The organism is Eikenella longinqua (assembly GCF_001648355.1).
Taxonomy (GTDB): domain Bacteria; phylum Pseudomonadota; class Gammaproteobacteria; order Burkholderiales; family Neisseriaceae; genus Eikenella; species Eikenella longinqua.
The window spans coordinates 1-18996 of record NZ_LXSL01000014.1; the positions used below are offsets into that span (position 1 = coordinate 1).

16 protein-coding genes and 1 rRNA gene are annotated in these 18996 nt (G+C 58.3%); 5 read left to right on the top strand and 12 right to left on the bottom strand.

The window, feature by feature from the left end:
- Both rrf and A7P95_RS03365 read left to right on the top strand, forming a co-directional pair.
- Positions 1-90 (top strand): 5S ribosomal RNA (rrf, locus tag A7P95_RS12455); the annotation flags it as partial.
- Positions 91-267: 177 nt separating this feature from the next.
- Positions 268-645: a ComEA family DNA-binding protein gene (locus A7P95_RS03365; protein ID WP_067591174.1), complete on the top strand. Its 378-nt coding sequence runs from the start codon at positions 268-270 to the stop codon at positions 643-645.
- A 204-nt stretch (positions 646-849) separates the two neighbouring features.
- Here A7P95_RS03365 and A7P95_RS03370 read toward each other — a convergent pair whose 3' ends face one another.
- The 7 genes from A7P95_RS03370 to A7P95_RS11485 all read right to left on the bottom strand — a co-directional run bounded on the left by A7P95_RS03370 (position 850) and on the right by A7P95_RS11485 (position 7179).
- Positions 850-1434 (bottom strand): 5-formyltetrahydrofolate cyclo-ligase, encoded by a 585-nt coding sequence (locus A7P95_RS03370; RefSeq protein WP_067591576.1) that lies wholly within the window; start codon positions 1432-1434, stop codon positions 850-852.
- Complete coding sequence (locus tag A7P95_RS03375; protein ID WP_082890709.1) at positions 1421-3361, bottom strand: monovalent cation:proton antiporter-2 (CPA2) family protein; 1941 nt, start codon at positions 3359-3361, stop codon at positions 1421-1423. The genes A7P95_RS03370 and A7P95_RS03375 overlap by 14 nt, the downstream gene beginning before the upstream one ends.
- Positions 3362-3464: 103 nt before the next feature.
- Entirely contained in the window at positions 3465-4154 is a 690-nt protein-coding gene (locus A7P95_RS03380; protein WP_067591177.1) for an SIR2 family NAD-dependent protein deacylase, read from the bottom strand.
- Between the two features lie 109 nt (positions 4155-4263).
- Positions 4264-5070: a carbon-nitrogen hydrolase family protein gene (locus A7P95_RS03385; RefSeq protein WP_067591180.1), complete on the bottom strand. Its 807-nt coding sequence runs from the start codon at positions 5068-5070 to the stop codon at positions 4264-4266.
- A 94-nt stretch (positions 5071-5164) separates the two neighbouring features.
- Complete coding sequence (locus A7P95_RS03390; protein WP_067591183.1) at positions 5165-6139, bottom strand: class 1 fructose-bisphosphatase; 975 nt, start codon at positions 6137-6139, stop codon at positions 5165-5167.
- A gap of 203 nt (positions 6140-6342) precedes the next feature.
- Positions 6343-6921, bottom strand: a complete 579-nt coding sequence (locus tag A7P95_RS03395) for a DUF2059 domain-containing protein (protein WP_067591186.1) — start codon at positions 6919-6921, stop codon at positions 6343-6345.
- Positions 6922-7020: 99 nt separating this feature from the next.
- Entirely contained in the window at positions 7021-7179 is a 159-nt protein-coding gene (locus A7P95_RS11485) for a hypothetical protein (RefSeq protein ID WP_156503479.1), read from the bottom strand.
- A gap of 330 nt (positions 7180-7509) precedes the next feature.
- Between A7P95_RS11485 and A7P95_RS03400 the strand changes: the two genes are divergently transcribed.
- Positions 7510-9294, top strand: coding sequence for a 2-isopropylmalate synthase (locus tag A7P95_RS03400; protein ID WP_067591189.1), 1785 nt, complete (start codon positions 7510-7512; stop codon positions 9292-9294).
- A 164-nt stretch (positions 9295-9458) separates the two neighbouring features.
- Here the strand turns inward: A7P95_RS03400 and A7P95_RS03405 are convergent, their stop codons facing one another.
- Both A7P95_RS03405 and recQ read right to left on the bottom strand, forming a co-directional pair.
- Positions 9459-11105, bottom strand: a complete 1647-nt coding sequence (locus A7P95_RS03405; protein WP_067591192.1) for a SulP family inorganic anion transporter — start codon at positions 11103-11105, stop codon at positions 9459-9461.
- A 720-nt stretch (positions 11106-11825) separates the two neighbouring features.
- Positions 11826-13664: a DNA helicase RecQ gene (gene recQ, locus A7P95_RS03410; protein ID WP_067591195.1), complete on the bottom strand. Its 1839-nt coding sequence runs from the start codon at positions 13662-13664 to the stop codon at positions 11826-11828.
- Between the two features lie 82 nt (positions 13665-13746).
- On the opposite strand from recQ, the gene A7P95_RS03415 reads away from it, so the two are divergent.
- Complete coding sequence (locus tag A7P95_RS03415; protein WP_067591198.1) at positions 13747-14175, top strand: surface-adhesin E family protein; 429 nt, start codon at positions 13747-13749, stop codon at positions 14173-14175.
- A gap of 14 nt (positions 14176-14189) precedes the next feature.
- Positions 14190-14525: a hypothetical protein gene (locus A7P95_RS03420; protein WP_225748381.1), complete on the top strand. Its 336-nt coding sequence runs from the start codon at positions 14190-14192 to the stop codon at positions 14523-14525.
- A gap of 376 nt (positions 14526-14901) precedes the next feature.
- On the opposite strand, the gene A7P95_RS03425 is transcribed toward A7P95_RS03420, so the two are convergent.
- The 3 genes from A7P95_RS03425 to A7P95_RS03435 all read right to left on the bottom strand — a co-directional run bounded on the left by A7P95_RS03425 (position 14902) and on the right by A7P95_RS03435 (position 18641).
- The gene (locus tag A7P95_RS03425) at positions 14902-15357 is read right to left on the bottom strand and encodes a hypothetical protein (RefSeq protein ID WP_067591201.1); all 456 of its coding nucleotides are present in this window, start codon (positions 15355-15357) and stop codon (positions 14902-14904) included.
- Between the two features lie 184 nt (positions 15358-15541).
- Positions 15542-16348, bottom strand: coding sequence for a hypothetical protein (locus A7P95_RS11905; protein WP_067591204.1), 807 nt, complete (start codon positions 16346-16348; stop codon positions 15542-15544).
- Between the two features lie 265 nt (positions 16349-16613).
- Positions 16614-18641: an OPT family oligopeptide transporter gene (locus A7P95_RS03435; protein WP_067591207.1), complete on the bottom strand. Its 2028-nt coding sequence runs from the start codon at positions 18639-18641 to the stop codon at positions 16614-16616.
- Between the last annotated feature and the right edge of the window lie 355 nt (positions 18642-18996).

Here is an 18996-nt window from a genome sequence, read left to right on the forward strand (position 1 = left end):
CCCACGCCTTCCCATCCCGAACAGGACCGTGAAACGAACCAGCGCCGATGATAGTACGGATACCCGTGCGAAAGTAGGACACTGCCAAACACCTATTCCGACACCCCGGCTTAATCAGCCGGGGTGTCAGCCATTCCTAGAGAATGGAAAAATATGGAATTTTGTTGTTTGTAGGTAAAGAACTTGTACAGAAAAGAATGATAATGTATAGTGGCATCACCTGTTTTGATTAAACATCATCCCATTAATCCCCATAAGGAGTCAGGAATGAAAAAGTTTCTCTTTGTTGTTTTTACTTTGCTGAGTTTTTCTTGGGCATTGGCACAAGTTAATATTAATACGGCTACTGCACAAGAGTTGCAGACTTTGAACGGCATTGGCCCAGCTAAAGCTGCAGCAATTGTTGAATACCGTACGGCAAACGGTCCGTTTAAATCAACTGAAGATATCAAAAACGTTCGCGGTATCGGTAATGGGATTTATCAGAAGATTTCTGAAGAGATTACTGTGGGTAACGGCCAAGCTGCCCGTGCTCCTGCTGCAAACCGTCAGGCTGCTCCTCAGCAGCAACAGCCGGCTGCTGCCAAACCAGCTACTCCTGCCGCCAAACCGGCTGCCAACAAACCGTCTGCAGCTAAACCGTAATGTTTTAGCCATTTAAGACACAATCCGCAGAAAGAATAAAAAATCGCTGTATGCTTAATATTTAGGCATACAGCGATTTTTTATTGTGGCTAAGTAGTTTTCAGGTGGCCTGAATAGGTTTTAGGAATGCTTGATTTATTCAGTCAAGTTAGCTGTATCTTGGCTGGGCAGTTGCTTGGGCTACCTGAAAAATCATCACCCTATTCAGTGCTTGCCGAAATGCCGGATACCGGTTTCGCAAACCCAGATATCGAGCCGCATATCGTGGGATTCAGTGGGCAGGCTATCGGTTTGCTGGCAGGCGAAACCGGCGCCGATTTTGAGCGGGCAGAGGCGGTGGCGGGTGGCGGCGAGGGTAACGTCGTAGAAGCCGCCGCCTTGGCCCATGCGGTAGCCGCGGCTGTCGATGCCGATAAGGGGGATGATGATGCCGTGCAGGTTGTGGATGCGGATTTTTTGACCGGCGAACTGAGGGATACGCAGTTTGCCTTTGCGCAGGCGTTCGGGGCGGCCAGAGGCGGGGTAAGGGGTGAACCAGAGGCGTTGTTTGCCGGGCTGGATGTAGGGCAGGTAGAGCTGGGTGCCGCGGGCTCGGGCGGCGGCAACGAGGCCGTTTAACCGCAGCTCGCTGCCGATGGGCCAATACACGGCGAGGCGTTTGCCGCGTTTCAGGTAGCCTTTGAGCAGGCGGTTGATGCGTTGTTCGGCGCGTTGCCGCTTGATTGGTGGAATGGCTTGCCGGGCGCGGCGCAGGCGGCGGCGGACTTCGTGTTTTTCACTTGGCTGGATCATGGTTTTTCGGTTGGAGTTGGGCTGGGGGGATATGATGGCTGGCAGCCTTAAGCCAGCCCTTTTTCATGCGCGTCCAGCTCTCGGGGTCTTCCTGCCAATCCACGGTTTCGCCACGCAGCAGGGATTGCATCATTTTGCCGGTTTCGGCGTCGATTTCCTGGGCGGTTTTGAGCAGGGTGTCGTTGGCAAAGGGCGGGATGTCGGGGTTGTACACTTCGGCCATTTTGTCCATTTGGTAGCGGTCGCGGGCGGCGTAGAATTCGCTCAGTTCTTGCGCTTTGTCGGCATTGACGCCGAGTTTTTCCAGTGCGAGCTTGCCGCTGCGGATGGCGGAATCGGCAGTTTCGCGGATGATGTAGTCGGCGCCGGCATGGTGCAGGTGGTAGGCGTGGATACGGTCGTAGGCGCGGGCGATCACGGGCAGGTTGGGGTAGTGGCGGTGCACGAATTCAACGATGGCGGTGGCCTGCTCACGGTTGCTGATGCAGACGATGAGGAGCTTGGCGTGCGCCAGGCCGATGGAATTGAGCAACTCGGGTCGGGACGCGTCGCCGTAGTAGGTTTTGCTGCCGTATTTGGTGAGGCCTTCCACGGTGTCGGCATGGAAGTCGATAACCGTGGTGTGGAAGCCGCAGGCGGTAAGCATGCTGTTGATTTGCTGGCCGAACCGGCCGTGTCCGAGCAGGATGACCGGGTTTTCTTCTTCGATTATGTCTTGCGGGCGGTCTTGGTTTTCTTCGGCGATGCCGCGCGGCACCACGAGTTTATCGTACACGATAAACAGCAGCGGCGTGAGCAGCATAGAGAGCGCCACCACCAGCGAAATGCGGTCGGACATGGCGCGCGGCAGAACGTGGCTTTGGCGCGCGATGGAGAGCAGCACGAAGCCGAATTCACCGGCCTGCGCCAAGCTCAGCGCCAGCAGCTTGCTGCCCATGCGCGGCAGGCGGAACAGCAGGCCGAGGATGAACAAAATGCTGCCCTTCACCGCCAGCGTGGCCAATGTGATGGCGGCCACCACCCAAAATTCTTTAAACAACAGCGGGAAATTCATGCCCGCGCCCACGGTGATGAAAAACAGCCCCAAAAGCAGCCCTTTAAACGGTTCCAGATGGCTTTCCATTTCGTGCCGGTAGGAGCTGTTGGCCAGCGCCACGCCCGCCACGAAAGCGCCCAAGGCGGGCGAAAGGCCGATGAGCGACATCAGCGTGGCGATGCCCACCACCAGCGCCAGCGTGAACATGGTAAACATTTCGTTTAGCCGGATTTTGCTGATGAAGCGGAACAGGCGCGGCACCAGAAAGCGTACGCCCACCACAATCAGCAGGATGGCGGCAATGCTCACGGCAGCGTGCACCCAGCCCGGCTGGTCGGTGAGCAGGGTTTCGGCGTGCTGGCTGCGGTGGCGCGAGGAAGTGGCCAGCAGCGGCAGCAGCGCCAGCATCGGGATGGCAGCCACGTCTTGAAACAGCAGGATGGCAAAACCGGCCTGCCCGCCCGGTGTGTGCATCAGGTTTTTCTCATTGAAGGTTTGCAGCACGATGGCGGTGGAGGAGAGCGCCAAAATGCAGCCCACCGCCACGCCCATCTGCCAGCTTTTGCCGATGGCCACGGTGATGCCCGCAATCGCCGCCACCGACAAGCCCACCTGCAATCCGCCCAGCCCCAAGAGCTTGTGCCGCAGCTGCCACAGCTTCTGCGGCGCCAGCTCCAGCCCCACCAAAAACAGCATCATCACCACGCCGAATTCGGCAACGTGTTGGATGGATTCGGTTTCCTTGCCGGCCAGGCCCAACACCGGGCCGATGGCGATGCCGGCCATCAGGTAGCCCAGCACCGAGCCCAAGCCCAGTTTTTTGGAGATGAGCACCGCGGCCACGGCGAAGGCGAGGTAGATGAAAGTGTAGAGCAGGATTTGGGTCATGGCGGGAGGAGTGGGCGGTTAATCAAAGTTTTCAGGTAGCCTTTGGGTCGGAAGAGGCTACCTGAAAAATGGCGGAGGCAATATTTTCAGGTAGCCTAAGGGACTAAGCCTGCCGGGCTTCGGCAATGAGCTTGTCCACCAGCTGCGGCACGCCGTCTTTGGCTTTGGCGGCGGTAATGCTGATGTTGGCCAGGCCGGCGGGCGGGCGCGGATCGACCAGGTAGCACTCGGCTTCGTAGGGCGCGTATTGCAGCAGGCCGGCGGCGGGATACACCTGCATGGAGGTGCCGACCACCAGCACTTTGTCGGCCTGCGACACCCATTGTGCGGCGGTTTCGATCAGCGGCACGGCTTCGCCGAACCACACGATGTGCGGGCGCATGGGGTGGCCTTCCGGGTCTTTGTCGGCGAGGGATTGGTCGCCAGTCCAATCGATTACGTATTGCTCGTTTACGCTGCTGCGGGCTTTGTTTAATTCGCCGTGCAGGTGCAGCACGGTGCGGCTGCCGGCGCGCTCGTGCAGGTCGTCTACGTTTTGGGTGATAATTTGCACTTTGTAGTATTTTTCCAGCTCGGCGAGGGCGAGGTGAGCGGCGTTGGGTTGGGCGGCTTGCGCTTGGCGGCGGCGTTCGTTGTAGAAGTCGATCACGAGCTTGGGATTGCGGGCGAAGGCTTCGGGCGTGCACACTTCTTCCACTTTGTAGCCTTCCCACAGGCCGTCGGTGTCGCGGAAGGTGCGCAGGCCGCTGTCGGCACTGATGCCGGCGCCGGTGAGGACGACGATGGTTTGCATGATGGTTTGCTTTCTGGTGAACGGAACAGCTGCTGTTTGCAGCTAGCCTGGGTGATACGGAAGAGGCTACCTGAAAAATCGGCGTTTGCTTTTTCAGGTAGCCTCATGGTTAAAACCGGCGGTGTTGCAGGGCGGGGAGCTGGCTGCGCACGGTGTGCAGGCGCTGGGGGGAGAGCTCGGCCATGATGCGGCCTTCGCCTTCTGGCAGCTCGGCGAGGATTTCGCCCCAGGGGTCGATGATCATGCTGTGGCCGTAGGTGCGGCGGCCGCTGTCGTGCAGGCCGCCTTGGGCGGCGGCGATGACGTAGCATTGGTTTTCGATGGCGCGGGCTTGTAGGAGGGTTTGCCAGTGGGCTTTGCCGGTGGTGTAGGTGAAGGCGGCGGGCAGGAGCAGCACGTCGAAGGGCTGCTGGGCGCGGAAGATTTCGGGGAAGCGTAGGTCGTAGCATACGCCTTGGCCGTAGCGCCAGCCGTCGATTTCGGCGGAGGGGGGGATGCTGTTGCCGGCTTCGATGGTGTCGGCTTCGCGGTAGCTTTCGCCGATGCCGGTGTAGCTGAAGAGGTGGGTTTTGTCGTAGCGGCTGAGGCATTGGCCGTCGCGGCCGTATACGAGCAGGCTGTTGATGATTTTGCCGCTTTGGCTGGCGAGCAGGGGGATGCTGCCGCCGAATAAGACGATGCGGTGGCGGGCGGCGAGTTCGGCCATGAAGATTTGCAGGGGGCCGCGGCCGAATTGTTCGGCTAGGGCGAGCTTGTCGGTGTCGTGGCGGCCCATGAGCGGCCAGTATTCGGGCAGGAGCACCCAGTCGGCGCCGTCTTGGGCGGCGGCGGCAACTTGCTGCACGACGCTGCGGCGGTTTATGGCGGGGTCGGTGTGGGAAACGAGTTGGATGGCGGCAACGCGGATGGTTTGCATGGCGGGTGTGTCTTTATGCTAAAGGGTTGTAAAAGGGAGGGGCTACCTGAAAGCTTTGGCTTTTGCGAAGCGAAAATTTTCAGGTAGCCTTTGTTTATGCCTGGTGCAGGCGGGTAACGTATTCTACTTCTTCGCGGCTGCCCATGATTACGGCCACGCGCTGGTGCAGGCCTTCGGGCCGAATGTCGAGCATGGGCTCGCGGGCGTTGGTGCTGGCGCCGCCGGCTTGTTCGATGATGAGGCTCAACGGGTTGGCTTCATACATCAGGCGCAGTTTGCCGGGCTTGGCGGGGTCTCGGGCGTCTTTGGGATACATGAACACGCCGCCGCGCATGAGGATGCGGTGGATTTCGGCCACCATGCTGGCCACCCAGCGCATATTGTAGTTTTTGCCGCGAGGGCCGGTGTCGCCGGCGAGCAGTTCGGCAATATATTGCTGCATGGGCGGTTGCCAATGGCGCTGGTTGGACATATTGATGGCAAATTCGCGCGCAGCAGCCGGCACTTGCGGGTTGAGCTGGGTTTGGACAAATTGGCCGCCCGCATCCAGCGTGAATACGGCCACGCCATGGCGCAGGCAGAGCACGAGCTGGGTTTGCGGGCCGTAGAGGACATAACCGCTGGCGATTTGCTCGCGGCCGCTTTGCAGGAAGGATTGGGTGGAAAGCGCGCCTTCGGGCTTTTTCAGGATGGAGAAGATGGTGCCGACGGAGATGTTGATGTCGATATTGGACGAGCCGTCTAAGGGGTCGAACAGCACCAGGTAGCCGCCCTGCGGGTTGGCGGGCACGAACTGCTCTTCTTCTTCGCTGGCCAGGCCGGCCACGGCGGGGTTGGCGCGCAAGGCGTCGATGAGGATTTGGTTGGCGATAACGTCTAGTTTTTTCTGCGCTTCGTCTTGCACATTGCTGCTGCCGGCTTCGCCAAGCACGCCGGCGAGCGCGCCTTGGCGCACTTGGCCGCTGATGGTTTGGCAGGCTTGGGCAAGGGTGGAAACGACGCTGCCGAGCTCGGCGGACAGATGATGTTCGGCGAGGTGTTGCGGGAGGAATTTGGATAGGGTGGGCATGGGGAACTCGGTGGAAGGTTTCGATATAAAGGCTACCTGAAAATATAGGCTACCTGAAAAAATGCGCTTGAAGCCGGCGCTTTGTGTGCGATGGAAACCGTTTTTCAGGTAGCCCTACAGGGCTGGGCTGTATTTTACCCGCCCAAGGCGCGGCTGGGGATAGCTTTGTGGGAAAAATCTGCCATGCCGTGAGATTGCCCGGCTTAGCGGCGCTTGCCGGCGGCGCCGTTGCTGCCGCTGCCGGAGCCCATGATGCGCTCTACTTCGCGCTGGAATTGGGGCGTTAGGCGTTGGCCGGCTTGCTCGTAACGCTGGCTGAGCAGGCGTGCCATTGAAGGCAGCACTGTATTGAGCAAGGTGCTTTGTTTGCGCATTATGCTTTGCCCGAGAGGTGAACTGTTAAAGGCAATCATGGCATCCACTTCTTCCTGCGTATAGATTTGACGCATGGCATCGCGATTGATGCGGCGGATTTCGCTCAACACTTCTTCGGATTGGAGGACTTCGCGGTTCATGTCATTGACGTAGCGTTCGGTGGCATGCTCCAGTTCGGCACGTTGCTTGGAACTCAATCTAGTATGGTCGTTAATGTATCGGGCAACTCTCTGATAGGCAATATTGACTGTTGCTGGAAGGGTATTACGCATCTGGGTGGTGATATTCTGCAGCTCAATCAATCGGTTCAGCGATTCATCCGACGGCGTTTGCGCCGCAGCGGGCAGGGCGGCCAGCAGCAGGCCGAGTGCCGCCGCGCACAATAAGGGAAGGGCGGTTTTAGACATCGTGTTTCCTTAAGATAAGAATGGGCATGAGGCTACCTGAAAAATATCGGGCTGGCAGGGAGGAATCGGCAGCGCCGGAACGGGCTGCCGGAAAGGCGGTTATTGTTCGCCACGGTGGTATTCCCGGGTGAAGAAGCTGCAATCGTCGTGCCCGCGGGGTGCGGCGGGCTGGTGCCGGGCATGCTGCTGCCTGAGGCGCACGGCCAACCACAGCAGCACCACCAAAAGAAGAGAAAGAGGAAGAGATAATTCGAACATCGCTGTTCCCCCGCAAAAGTAGGTTCAGATTCGGTGTTGTTATCTTATTGTTTATTTGATGTTTTATATTTGGTAATGTTGTGGTTTCTTCTCTATTGTTTACGGATTTCCTGTATCTATTGCAAATTATAACTATCTCTTTACATTGAAGTCCAGCCGCTGCCGCGCTGGGCTGCTGGGGCAAAGCTTTTGTGCAACAAGTGAACGACTATGGACAATAAGTATAAATTTATAAAAAATGTATAGAAATACCCTTGCTTTTATGTCTATAAATGTCTATTATCTCGCCATCTGCCACTTTTTTAGATAAATTTAGACTGAAAGTCCATTATGAAACTGGATATCGACCGCTTAATTGCCTATTTCGGCGGGGTGAACGCGCTGGCCGAAGCTCTGCGCCGGCTCGACCCCGACAGCGCCGCCTCCACCGCCGCTATCTATAAATGGCGCACGCGCGGCTCGCTGCCGCTGCACCAGCTCCAGCGCCTGAGCGCCTTGGCCGAAGCTCAAGGCCGGCCGCTGGATTTGAACGCCTTTATGGAGCAGCATTCCGCCTTGCAGCGCATGCCTGCCCAGCCCGGCAGCAACCGTGTGGTGATTTTCGATACTACCCTGCGCGACGGCGAGCAGTCGCCCGGCGCCGCCATGACCAAGGAAGAAAAAGTGCGCGTGGCGCGCCAGCTGGAAAAGCTGGGCGTGGACGTGATCGAAGCTGGCTTTGCCGCTGCCAGCCCGGGCGATTTCGATGCGGTGCATGAAATTGCGCAAACCATCACTGAATCAACCGTTTGTTCTCTGGCGCGCGCGGTGGAAAATGATGTGCGCAAGGCCGGCGAGGCAATTGCCCCCGCGCCGAAAAAACGCATCCACACCTTCATCGCCACCAGCCCCATCCACATGGAGCACAAGCTGAAAATGAAGCCGCACCAAGTGGTGGCCGCGGCGGTGAAGGCGGTGAAGATTGCCAAAGAATATACCGACGACGTGGAGTTTTCCTGCGAAGACGCGCTGCGCTCCGAAATCGGCTTCCTGGCCGAAATCTGCGGCGCAGTGATCGAAGCGGGCGCCACCACCATCAATATCCCCGACACCGTGGGCTATTCCGTGCCGCACAAAACCGAAAATTTCTTCCGCGAGCTGATTGCCAAAACCCCCGGCAGCGACAAGGTGGTGTGGTCTACTCATTGCCACAACGACTTAGGCATGGCCGTGGCCAATTCGCTGGCCGCTGTGCAGGCCGGAGCGCGGCAGGTGGAATGCACCATCAACGGCCTGGGCGAGCGCGCCGGCAACGCCAGCCTGGAAGAAATCGTGATGGCGCTCAAAGTGCGGGACGATTTGTTCGGGCTGGAAACCGGCATCGACACCGCCCAAATCGTGCCCACGTCCAAGCTGGTGTCCACCATCACCGGCTATCCCGTGCAGCCGAACAAGGCAATTGTGGGCGCCAATGCCTTCGCGCACGAATCCGGCATCCACCAAGACGGCGTGCTCAAACACCGCGAAACCTATGAAATTATGTCGGCCGAATCCGTGGGCTGGGCGGCTAACCGCCTGAGTTTGGGCAAACTTTCCGGGCGCAACGCCTTCCGCAGCAAGCTGGCCGAGCTCGGCATCGAGCTGGGCAGCGAAGAAGCGCTCAATGCCGCCTTTGCCCGCTTCAAAGAGCTGGCCGACAAAAAACGCGAAATCTTTGATGAAGACCTGCACGCGCTGGTGTCAGACGAAATGTCTAATCTTGCGCCAGACCGTTACAAATTCGTGTCCCAACGCATCGTTACCGAAACCGGCGAATTGCCGCGCGCCGAAATCGTGTTCAGCGCCAACGGCGAAGAGCAATACGCTGAAGCCACCGGCTCCGGCCCGGTGGACGCGATTTTCAAAGCCATTGAAAGCGTGGTGAAAAGCGGCGCCCAGTTGCAGATTTATTCTGTGAACGCGGTGACTTTCGGCACGGAAAGCCAGGGTGAAACCGGCGTGCGCCTGGCCAAAGGCGGCCGCGTGGCCAACGGCCAAGGCGCCGACACAGACACGCTGGCTGCCGCCGCCAAAGCCTACCTTTCCGCGCTAAACAAGCTGGAAAGCGGCGAGCGGATTAAAGCGCAGGGGGTGTGAACCGGCTGTTTTAATTGAAGAAGAGGCTACCTGCAAACGGATTGGCAAGCACACATTGCCGCCAAATGTTTTCAGGTAGCCTTTTTGTTGTTTTGGGGCTACCTGAAAGCGAAACGAAATTTTCAGGTAGCCTTTATCGTATGCAGTGGGAAAACGTGCCGCCGTTACGGCGCGGGCGTATCGGCTTGTGCCGCTGCCTCGGCGCGCAGAGTTTGCGCCGCCGTTTCGAAGTCGTGCATAAAGTTGCCTTCGCCAAGCAGGGCCACGATGCCGCTGCGGATCAGGCTGCCGCGTACCTGCTCGTTGGCGCCGGACACCAGCACGCGGATGCCGCGCCCCTGCAAGCGTTGGATTACGCGCTCCAGCGTGAGGATGCCGGTCATGTCGATATACGGCACCCAGCGCATGCGCAGCACCACGGCGCGCGGCTGGGTGTGGATGTCGGCCAGGGTTTTCTCAAATTTTTCCATCGCGCCGAAGAAGAAGGGGCCGTTTACGATAAACATCTGCACGTCTTCCGGCAACGCTTCGGCATCGCCGCTGCTTTCGTCTTTGCGCACTTCCACCGCATTGGCCATCTGGCGCAGGAAATGCAGCGTGGCCAAAATCACGCCGATATTCACCGCCACCACCAAATCCACCAGCACGGTGAGGGAAAAGGTGATGAGGAACAATGCGGTATCGGCACGCGGCGCACGGCGCAGCATATTGATGCAGCGTTTGGGCTCGCTCATGTTCCAGGCTACCTGAAAAAGGATGGCGGCCAGTGCGGCCAGCGGAATATTGGCGGCCAAGGGTGCGGCCAGCAGCAAAATCAGCGCCAAAGTGAGAGAGTGAACCACGCCGGCGAGCGGGCTGTTGCCGCCCTGGCGGATGTTGGTGGCGGTGCGGGCGATGGCGCCGGTGGCCGCGAAGCCGCCGAAAAAGGGTGTGATAATGTTGGCCAAGCCCTGCCCAATCAGCTCTTGGTTGGAGCTGTGGCGCGTGCCGACCATGCCGTCGGCCACCACGGCGGAAAGCAGCGATTCAATCGCGCCGAGCATGGCGATGGTAAACGCAGGCAGGATGAGCAGGGAAACCTGTACCCAAGTGAAGGCGGGCAGGGAGAAGCCGGGCAGCTTTTGCGGGATGGCGCCATAGGCTGAGCCGATGGTGGCCACATCTTTGAAATGAAACAGGCGTTGCAGCAGGGTGGCGGCGATGAGCACCACCATCGGCGAGGGAATGCGCCGCAATTTGGGATGGCGCGGCACGCCGATGAGCAGAGCGAGGGATACCAGCCCCAGCGCGGTGGTGGCCGGGTGCAGCTGCGGCAGGCTGTGCAGCAGCGCGGCAAATTGCTCGTGAAAATGCTCGCCCGACGCCTTGGGCAGGCCGAAAAACGCCGCCCACTGCCCCACCCAAATCACCACGCCGATGCCCGCCGTGAAGCCGAGGATAACCGGCATCGGGATAAAGCGGATCATCGCGCCGAGGCGGAAAATGCCCATTAAAAGCAGAATGATGCCCGCCAGAATGGTGGCGATTTGCAGGCCGTCGAAGCCGAATTTGGCAGTGATGCCCGCCAAAATGGCGATGAAGGCGCCGGTGGGGCCGGCAATCTGCACGCGCGAGCCGCCGCACACCGCCACCACCAGCCCGGCCACAATCGCGGTGTAAATGCCCTGTTCCGGCTTCACGCCGGTGGCAATGGCGAAGGCCATTGAAAGCGGCAGCGCCACCACGCCCACAATCGCGCCCGCCGCCAGGTTGCGCAGCCAGTATTGCCGCGCCAAGAGCCCGACGCGGCCGGCTTCTATCCAAGCAATCATGTGTTTGCCATCTGTAAAAAGATATAAATTATACGCCGCTGAAGGAGCGCTGACCAGCGTGGAGGGGCGGATGGTCGGAATTTGGCGGTAGCGGGTTTGGTCGGTATTTTGCCGGCGCGGGGGCGGCCGGTTTCAGGTAGCCTGAAGCTGTATGTATCGGGCAGGCAATCATTCCGATTGTTGGTTGTGGCAGATGTGGGCTGCAAGCGGGTTCACGCGCGGAATGCGGCGTAAATATTTACTTTTGCCCGCGCCGTTTGCCAGCCGATGCCGGGCGGGATAGCATGCCAATAGATTAATGTTTGGTTTGTTGCAAACGAAGCATAGGGCTACCTGAAAAAGGCCGAGCAGATTTTTCAGGTAGCCTCTAAGCGGGACGGTGGTAAGGCAAGAGGCTACCTGAAAAATGCAAGCTTTAGGCAGCAAAAGCTGCAAGCCTGAATAAACAGCATACGCTTTCGGCAATCGTTTCCCGCATACTAGAATGCGTTGGATTTTTTGCTTTGCAGAAACTTGGCTTTTTGGGAAGCATTGTTTTAATTTTTCTGAAACTGCGCTTTCAGGTAAGCCAGTATAGAGTGCAAGTGTTTAGTACGCGGTTTTGGAATCTTTCTGACAACCCGTGTTAAACCAAACAGGAAAGGCTACCTGAAAACGAGCTTCGCAAGTTTCTGCGCAGCGAAAATTTTCAGGTAGCCTTTTGGCGTTTCGGGCAAAGGCTTATGAAGCGGCTTCGGGCGGCGGGCCTGCCTCTGCGTTATCCTGCACAAACTGTGCGCACACTTGGAGGATGTCGCTGCCGAATTTTTGGATTTTGGCTTCGCCCAGGCCGTAGATAGAGGGGAGGTCGGCGGGGGTGGCGGGGCGCTGCTGCACGATGTCTTGCAGGGTGCGGTCGCCGCAGATGATGTAGGCGGGCACGTTGTCGGTGCGGGCGCGTTCGGTGCGCCATTGGCGCAGGGCTTGCCACAGGCGTTCTTCGCGTTCGGTGCGCAGCCATTGTTCACGAGGGGTGCGGGTGGCGGATTTGGCGCGTTTGAGCGGGCGCAGCATGATGTTTTGCTTGCCTTGCAATACGGGGCGGGCGGCTTCGGTGAGCAGCAGGGCGTGGTAGTTTTGCGGGTCGGTGGCGAGGAGGCCTTGGCCGATGCATTGGCGGATTACGCCGCGCCATTCTTTGTCGGAGAGGGCGGTGCCGATGCCGTAGGTGGAGAGCTGATCGTGGCGGTTTTGGCGTATCCAGTCGTCGGCTTTGCCGCGCAATACGTTGATGACATAGCCGGCGGCGAAACGCTGGCCGACGCGGTAGATGCAGCTCAACAGTTTTTGCACGTTTTCGGTGGCGTCGAAGCGCACGGGGGGGTGCAGGCAGTTGTCGCAGTGGCCGCAGGGGGGGCTGTCTTCGCCGAAGTGGCGCAGCAGGGCGGCGCGGCGGCAGCCGGAGGTTTCGCACACGGCAAACATGGCTTCGAGCTTTTGCTGCTCGATTTGTTTTTGGAAGTCGCTGCTGTTGCCGGTTTGGATGCGTTCGCGCAAGAGGGCGTAGTCGTTGAGGCCGTAGCACAGCCAGCTGGCGGCGGGCTGGCCGTCGCGCCCGGCGCGCCCGCTTTCTTGGTAGAAATGTTCGATGCTCTGGGGCATGTCGAGGTGGGCGACGAAGCGCACGTCGGGCTTGTCGATACCCATGCCGAAGGCCACGGTGGCCACGATGATGAGGCCTTCTTCGCGGGTGAAGCGGTGTTGGTGTTCGTTGCGCTCTTCCATGCTGAGGCCGGCGTGGTAGGGCAGGGCGCGGTAGCCGTGTTCGCACAAAAAGGCAGCGGTATCTTCCACTTTTTTGCGGCTCAGGCAATAGACGATGCCGCTTTCGCCGCTAGGGCGGTGGCTGAGGAAGTCGAGCAGCTGCTTTTTGCCGTTGTTTTTTTCGATAATTTGGTAGTAGATGTTGGGGCGGTCGAAGCTGGCGACGAATTCGGGGGCGTTTTCCAGATGGAGGTAGTGTTTGATGTCGGCGCGGGTTTCGGCGTCGGCGGTGGCGGTGAGGGCGATGCGGGGGATGGCGGGGTAGCGCTCGGCGAGGAGGCCGAGCTGTCGGTATTCGGGGCGGAAGTCGTGCCCCCACTGGCTCACGCAGTGGGCTTCGTCGATGGCGAAGAGGCTGATTTCGGTGTGGTCGAGAAAGCGCAGGAAGCGTTCGCTCACCAGGCGCTCGGGGGACACATAAAGCAGTTTCAGGTAGCCTGCTTCGATTTCGTCGGCGGTTTGGCGGATTTGGCTGCTGCCGATGCCGCTGTGCACGCTGGCGGCAGCCACGCCTGCGGCTTGCAGGGCGGCCACTTGGTCGTCCATCAGGGCAATCAGCGGGGACACCACAACGGTCAGCCCGCGCCGCATCAGGGCGGGGATTTGATAACACAATGATTTGCCGCCGCCGGTGGGCATGAGCACGAGCAGGCTTTCGCCGCCGGCCAGCATATTGACGATTTCTTCCTGCCGGCCGCGGAAGGCGTGGTAGCCGAAAACGTCGCGCAGAATGCTGAGGGCGGCTGGCTGGGGCATGGGTGGGTTTTCCGTTGGCGGGGTTTGTTGGATATAATGGCGCGGATTTTATAGCGTTTGAAGGCTACCTGAAAGGATTTTTATGCGATTGAGCAGATTTGTGCCGCTGTGTGCGGCGCTGGCGTTGGCGGGCTGTCCGAGCATGGGCGGGCCGAGCCTCGGCGGCAGTTGGAAGGAAAACGGCGTGAGCCCGAACGGCAATGTGCGCCACGAAATCGACACCGCCAGCATTCAGAAAACCGGCAGCCGCGTAAGCTTCCGCGAGCGGATTACCGTGGCCAACCCGAAAACCGAGCATTATGCAAACACGCCGCATTTTAAAACGGCGGTAAACCAATGGCAGGTGGATTGCAGCGCGCGCACGCGCCGGCTGGTGTCGGTGGAGATGTGGGACGCTTCGGGCAACAAGCTGGCCTCGCACCAATACGGTATGAGCAGGCAGGCGGTGCCGGTGGTGAAAGGTTCGGCCGGCGGCAGGCAGTTTGAAGCGGCTTGCGGCCGTTCGTTGTAAACAACCAGGAGGGAATGATGATGAAGATTCGTATGATTGCGGCCTTGAGCCTGCTGGCTGCCGCCGCGCCGGCACTGGCGGAAGATGCGGCGCAAACCGAGCTCTTGAGCGCGCAGATGGCCTATCAGGAAGCGCTCAAGGCGCGAACCGACAACGGCAGTCGTGTGGCCACGCTGCGCAGCCGCTTGGAATCGGCGCAGGCCACCGTGCAGCAGAAACAGGCGGAAATCGTGCAGCTGCAAACGCAACTGAACGAGGCCGACGTGGCGGCGCAGCAGTCGAACAGCACGCTGGAAGAAGCCGGCCGCCGGCTGGATGCGGCTTGGATGGCGGTGCGCGGGCAGCGTTAGTTTTTGCCCGAACGGTGTGAGCTTTGCAGGAACTTGCCTTCCTGCGGAAAGCTCGTTTTCACTGCGTTGAAGCCGATATTTTCAGGTAGCCTCTATGTGAGATGGGAGGCTACCTGAAAAATATAGTGGATTAAATTTAAACCAGTACAGTGTTGCCTCGCCTTGCCGTACTATCTGTACTGTCTGCGACTTCGTCGCCTTGTCCTGATTTTTGTTAATCCACTATAATTTTGCCCGGCCTACCGCAGGCAAGCACAACAAAGGCTACCTGAAAACCGGAAGTGGTTTAACTGCGTTGAAGCGCACGCTTTCAGGTAGCCATAAGCAAACAGGCAGACCGCAAAGTCTGCCTGTTTGCTTGTATCGGCCGTAAGGCTTAGTTGCCGAATACGGAGCGGTTGCCGGAGAATACTTGGCTGGTGTAGTCGCAACCGGCGCTGCTGTTTTTGCAGCCGGGGATGGTTACGGTGAGGGTGTAGCGGCCGCTGCGGTTGGCGCGCCAGCCGAACATGGGGCTGTCGTCGTCTTCGGTGTTGGCCTGGATGGTTTGGCCGTTGGCGGCTTTCAGGGTGAGGTCGATGTTGTCGCACTCGCGGTCGCAGTCGGCGAAGAAGCTGTAGTATTTGCCGGCGGTGAGCTGCACGTGGTGGGTTTTCTGCTCGCCTACTTTGGCGCGGCCGCTGAACAGGTTGGTTTGGCGGGCACCGCGGTCTTTGCTGCGTACGGCGGTGGTGTTGAATTGTTTGGCTTCGGCCAGCCAGCCGTCTTGATCAACAGCTAGGGCGGGGGCGGCAATCAGGGCGGCCAGGGCCAATACGGTGAATTTCTGCATGTTGTTTCCTTTGGTTTAAGTGAAAAGGTGGTGGCATTATAATGTAAACTAGAGAAATACTCTATTTTTTTGTGTTTTTAAAATCATTGCATTAGATTGTTTGTAAAATAATGGTCGGTGTGTGTAAGGCGGGGAAAAAGGCTACCTGAAATTTCAGGTAGCCTTTTGGCTTTAAGCGTGAGGTTTATTCAAATACGGCTTTGTTGCCCACGAATACTTGGCTGCTGTATTCGCATTGGGCGGAATCGCATTTGGGGACGGTAACGATGAGGGTGTAGCGGCCGCTGCGGTTGGTGCGCCAGCCGAACATGGGGGAGTCGTCGTCGTTGGTGTCTTCTTTGATCACGCGGCCGTCGGCGGCTTTGAGGCTGAGGTCGATGTCGGTGCAGTCGTAGCCGCAGTCGGCGAAGAAGCTGTAGTATTTGCCGGCGCTGAGCTGCACGGTGTGGCTTTGGGATTGCTCTTTAGCCAGGCTGCCGTTGAAGATTTGGGCTTGGCGGGCTTGGCGGTCTTTGCGGTGTACGATGTCGCGGTTCATTTTTTGGGCGCGGGGCAGCCAGGGGCTTTGCTCGAAGGCTTGGGCGCTGTAGTCGCAGCCGGCGCTGTCTTGGCAGGCGGGCATGCTGACGGTGAGTTTGTATTCGCCGCTCTGGGCTACGTTCCAGCTGATGATGGGGTTGTCATCGGTGTCGGTGTCTTGTTTGAGGGTTTGGCCGCTGCTGTCGGCCAGGGCGAGGTCGAGGTTGGAGCATTGGCGGTCGCAGTCGGCGAAGAAGGAGTATTGTTTGCCGGCTTCGAGGCGGATGGTGTGGCTTTCGCTGCGGCCTTGGCGCAGTTTGCCGGTGAAGAGCTGGATTTGGCGGGCGGCATCGTCGCGTTCGCGTACGATGTTGCGGTTGATTTGCTGGGCTTCGGCCAGCCAGCCGTCGTCGGCGGCGAAGGCGGGGGCGGCCAGCAGGGCGGCGATGGCGGTGAGTGTGAGGTGTTTCATTTTGGTTTGTCCTTTTGTTTGGTTAAAGGGGGGGAAAGGGTACAGCGGCGGGGATTATAAGCAAAATGTTTGTGGTTTGCTAAGGATTTTTAAGGCGGGAAGTGCTGTGGATAGGCAGGAGGCTACCTGAAAAATGGGGCGGTATATTTTTCAGGTAGCCTTTGTGTGGCTGGAAGGGGCTACCTGAAAACGCTGCGGCAAAAAAGCCGCCCGAGATGAATCGGGCGGCTGTTTCTCTAGCTGTTTTCAGTTGTTTTATCGGGGCTTATTTGCCGGATTTCAAAATGCGGCGGATGAAGATGAGCATGCCGCTGATGAAGAAAGCCAGGCCGAGGAATTCGCCTGCGGTGCCCCAGTTTTCGAGGTTCAGCGCCAAGGGGGCGTCGGAGCCGCCGTTGGTAACGGAGAGGGCGATAATCAGCGCCATCACCACGCCGATCAGGCTTTCGCCCACAATCAAGCCGGCGGCAAACAATGTGCCCACGCGGTCGGCGTTTTTCACTTTTTCTTCATCGTGGCGGATGCGGTGCTTGATGATGGCGGCCATGATGGCGCCAATGGCAATCGGCATATTGATGGCGGGCGGCAGGTAGATACCCATGCCCACGGCCAGGGTGGGCAGCATCAGCTTGGAGCCGCTGCGTTTGAGCACTTCGTTTAGGATGATGAGCACCACGCCGATGCCGATGCCGGTGAGGATGTAGCCCCATTGCAGCGAGTGGGAGAAAATGGCTTTGGCGATGGTGGTCATCAATGTGGCCTGCGGGGCCGCCAGGGCTTGGCTCGGGTCCATATCCGGGCGGGGCATGGCGCCGGTGAAGCCGTAGGCGGCGTAGAGCAGCTCGAGCACGGAAGACACCACGAATGCGCCCACCACGCAGCCGATAATCAGCGCCACTTCTTGACGCCACGGGGTGGCTTTAATCAGGTAGCCGGTTTTCAGGTCTTGCAGGTTGTCGTTGGAGATGGAAGCCACGGCCACCACGGCGGAGCCGCAGAACAGGGTGAGTGCCACCAGGAAGTTGCGGTTGCCTTCGTCGGCAAACAGGTTGGTGGCGCTGCCGATGCCCAGCAATACCAGCGAAATGGCCACCACAGAAATGATGCCGATGCCGGAAATCGGGCTGGAGGAAGAGCCAACCAAGCCAGCCATATAGCCGCAGGCGGCGGCTACCAGGAAGCCGATTACGAAAGCCAGCAGTGTACAGGCAAACACCAGCAGCCAAGCCGTGCCGGTGGGCAGGTTGGCGGCTTCAACGAAGTGGTAGAAAGAGAAGCCCAACAGCAGCAGCATGCCCAGCGCGTAGGCAATCATGGCTTTGGGCGACAAGTCTTGCTCCACGCGTTCGAGGGAGGCCTGTTCGCCACCTTTGATGGCGCGGAACGACATTTTCATGCCTTCGAGGGTGGGTTTGAGCAGGGTAATCAGTGTCCAGATGGCGGCAATACCGATGGTGCCCGCGCCGATGAAGCGCACTTTTTCTTTCCACAGCTGCATGGCGAAGCCCACCATTTCCATATCGGCCGGCTGCGGATTGGTGGCGGAGAAATAGGGAATGGCGATGCCCCAGGCAATCACAATGCCCACCAGCATGGCAATACCGCTGGCCAGACCCACCAAATAGCCCGCGCCCAAAAGCGCCAGCGAGAAGCCCATCGGGATTTGGAAGATGGAGGCGCCGGCTTTAAACCAATAGCTCGCGCTGTCGGCCATCACGCGCAGGCCGTTGCTGGCAAAGCTGAAAATGCCGGAAATCACGCCGCCGGTAACGATTTCGCCGATGCCGCTGTCGCCTTTTTGGCCGGATTCGGCATTTTCTTCGCCCACCACGCCGTCGCCGCTGCCCACTTTCAAAATTTCAGCCGCAGCCACGCCTTCGGGATAAGGCAGATCGCTTTTCACCACCATGGCATAACGCAGCGGGATGGTGAAAATCACGCCGAGGATGCCGCCGGCCATACACAGAAGCGTGGTTTGCCAGAACGGGAAGCCGCTCCAGTAGCCGCTCATCAAGAGACCGGGCAGGATGAAGATTACGGAAGACAAGGTGCCGGCGGCGGAAGCCTGCGTTTGCACCATATTGTTTTCCAAAATATTGCTACCTTTGGCGAATTTCAAAATCGCCATGGAAATCACGGCAGCAGGGATAGATGAAGCAAAAGTGAGGCCGACCTTCAGCCCCAAATAAATATTGGAAGCGGTGAACACCACGGTGATCAACGCGCCCAATATCATGCCGCGCAGGGTGAGCTCCCTGTAGTTGGCATACGGGTCGTGAGCGGATAGAGACATTTTCTTTACCTTTGGTTGAAACGAGGTTGCATTTTTTTTCGATATTCCGATTGTGTCAATAGGAAATTAGCAAATGTAAATTATTCTTTACAATTTACCGAAAAGAAGCAGAAAAGTAATAATGCATGATTATCCGGTCTGTTTTGTGTTTGAATTTTATTTATTAAAAATATCAGAAAAATATTGCAGATAAGGAGATCGTTAATCAGGAAATGCTTGTCTTGGCTGATTTCAAAATTAACATAAACTTACTTTTTGATAGGGGAATGTATGGAACGGAAAGGGGAAGGCAAACGGAAAATCCTGAGCAGAAAAGGCGGCAAATCTTGGCAAATCATGCCACACGCCGCTGCTT

Coding starts and splice junctions, on each gene's coding strand:
- A7P95_RS03365 (WP_067591174.1), top strand. CDS start 268: ATGAAAAAGTTTCTCTTTGTTGTTTTTACTTTGCTGAGTTTTTCTTGG.
- A7P95_RS03375 (WP_082890709.1), bottom strand. CDS start 3,361: ATGACCCAAATCCTGCTCTACACTTTCATCTACCTCGCCTTCGCCGTG.
- A7P95_RS03380 (WP_067591177.1), bottom strand. CDS start 4,154: ATGCAAACCATCGTCGTCCTCACCGGCGCCGGCATCAGTGCCGACAGC.
- A7P95_RS03385 (WP_067591180.1), bottom strand. CDS start 5,070: ATGCAAACCATCCGCGTTGCCGCCATCCAACTCGTTTCCCACACCGAC.
- A7P95_RS03390 (WP_067591183.1), bottom strand. CDS start 6,139: ATGCCCACCCTATCCAAATTCCTCCCGCAACACCTCGCCGAACATCAT.
- A7P95_RS03395 (WP_067591186.1), bottom strand. CDS start 6,921: ATGTCTAAAACCGCCCTTCCCTTATTGTGCGCGGCGGCACTCGGCCTG.
- A7P95_RS11485 (WP_156503479.1), bottom strand. CDS start 7,179: ATGTTCGAATTATCTCTTCCTCTTTCTCTTCTTTTGGTGGTGCTGCTG.
- A7P95_RS03400 (WP_067591189.1), top strand. CDS start 7,510: ATGAAACTGGATATCGACCGCTTAATTGCCTATTTCGGCGGGGTGAAC.
- A7P95_RS03405 (WP_067591192.1), bottom strand. CDS start 11,105: ATGATTGCTTGGATAGAAGCCGGCCGCGTCGGGCTCTTGGCGCGGCAA.
- recQ (WP_067591195.1), bottom strand. CDS start 13,664: ATGCCCCAGCCAGCCGCCCTCAGCATTCTGCGCGACGTTTTCGGCTAC.
- A7P95_RS03415 (WP_067591198.1), top strand. CDS start 13,747: ATGCGATTGAGCAGATTTGTGCCGCTGTGTGCGGCGCTGGCGTTGGCG.
- A7P95_RS03420 (WP_225748381.1), top strand. CDS start 14,190: ATGATGATGAAGATTCGTATGATTGCGGCCTTGAGCCTGCTGGCTGCC.
- A7P95_RS03425 (WP_067591201.1), bottom strand. CDS start 15,357: ATGCAGAAATTCACCGTATTGGCCCTGGCCGCCCTGATTGCCGCCCCC.
- A7P95_RS11905 (WP_067591204.1), bottom strand. CDS start 16,348: ATGAAACACCTCACACTCACCGCCATCGCCGCCCTGCTGGCCGCCCCC.
- A7P95_RS03435 (WP_067591207.1), bottom strand. CDS start 18,641: ATGTCTCTATCCGCTCACGACCCGTATGCCAACTACAGGGAGCTCACC.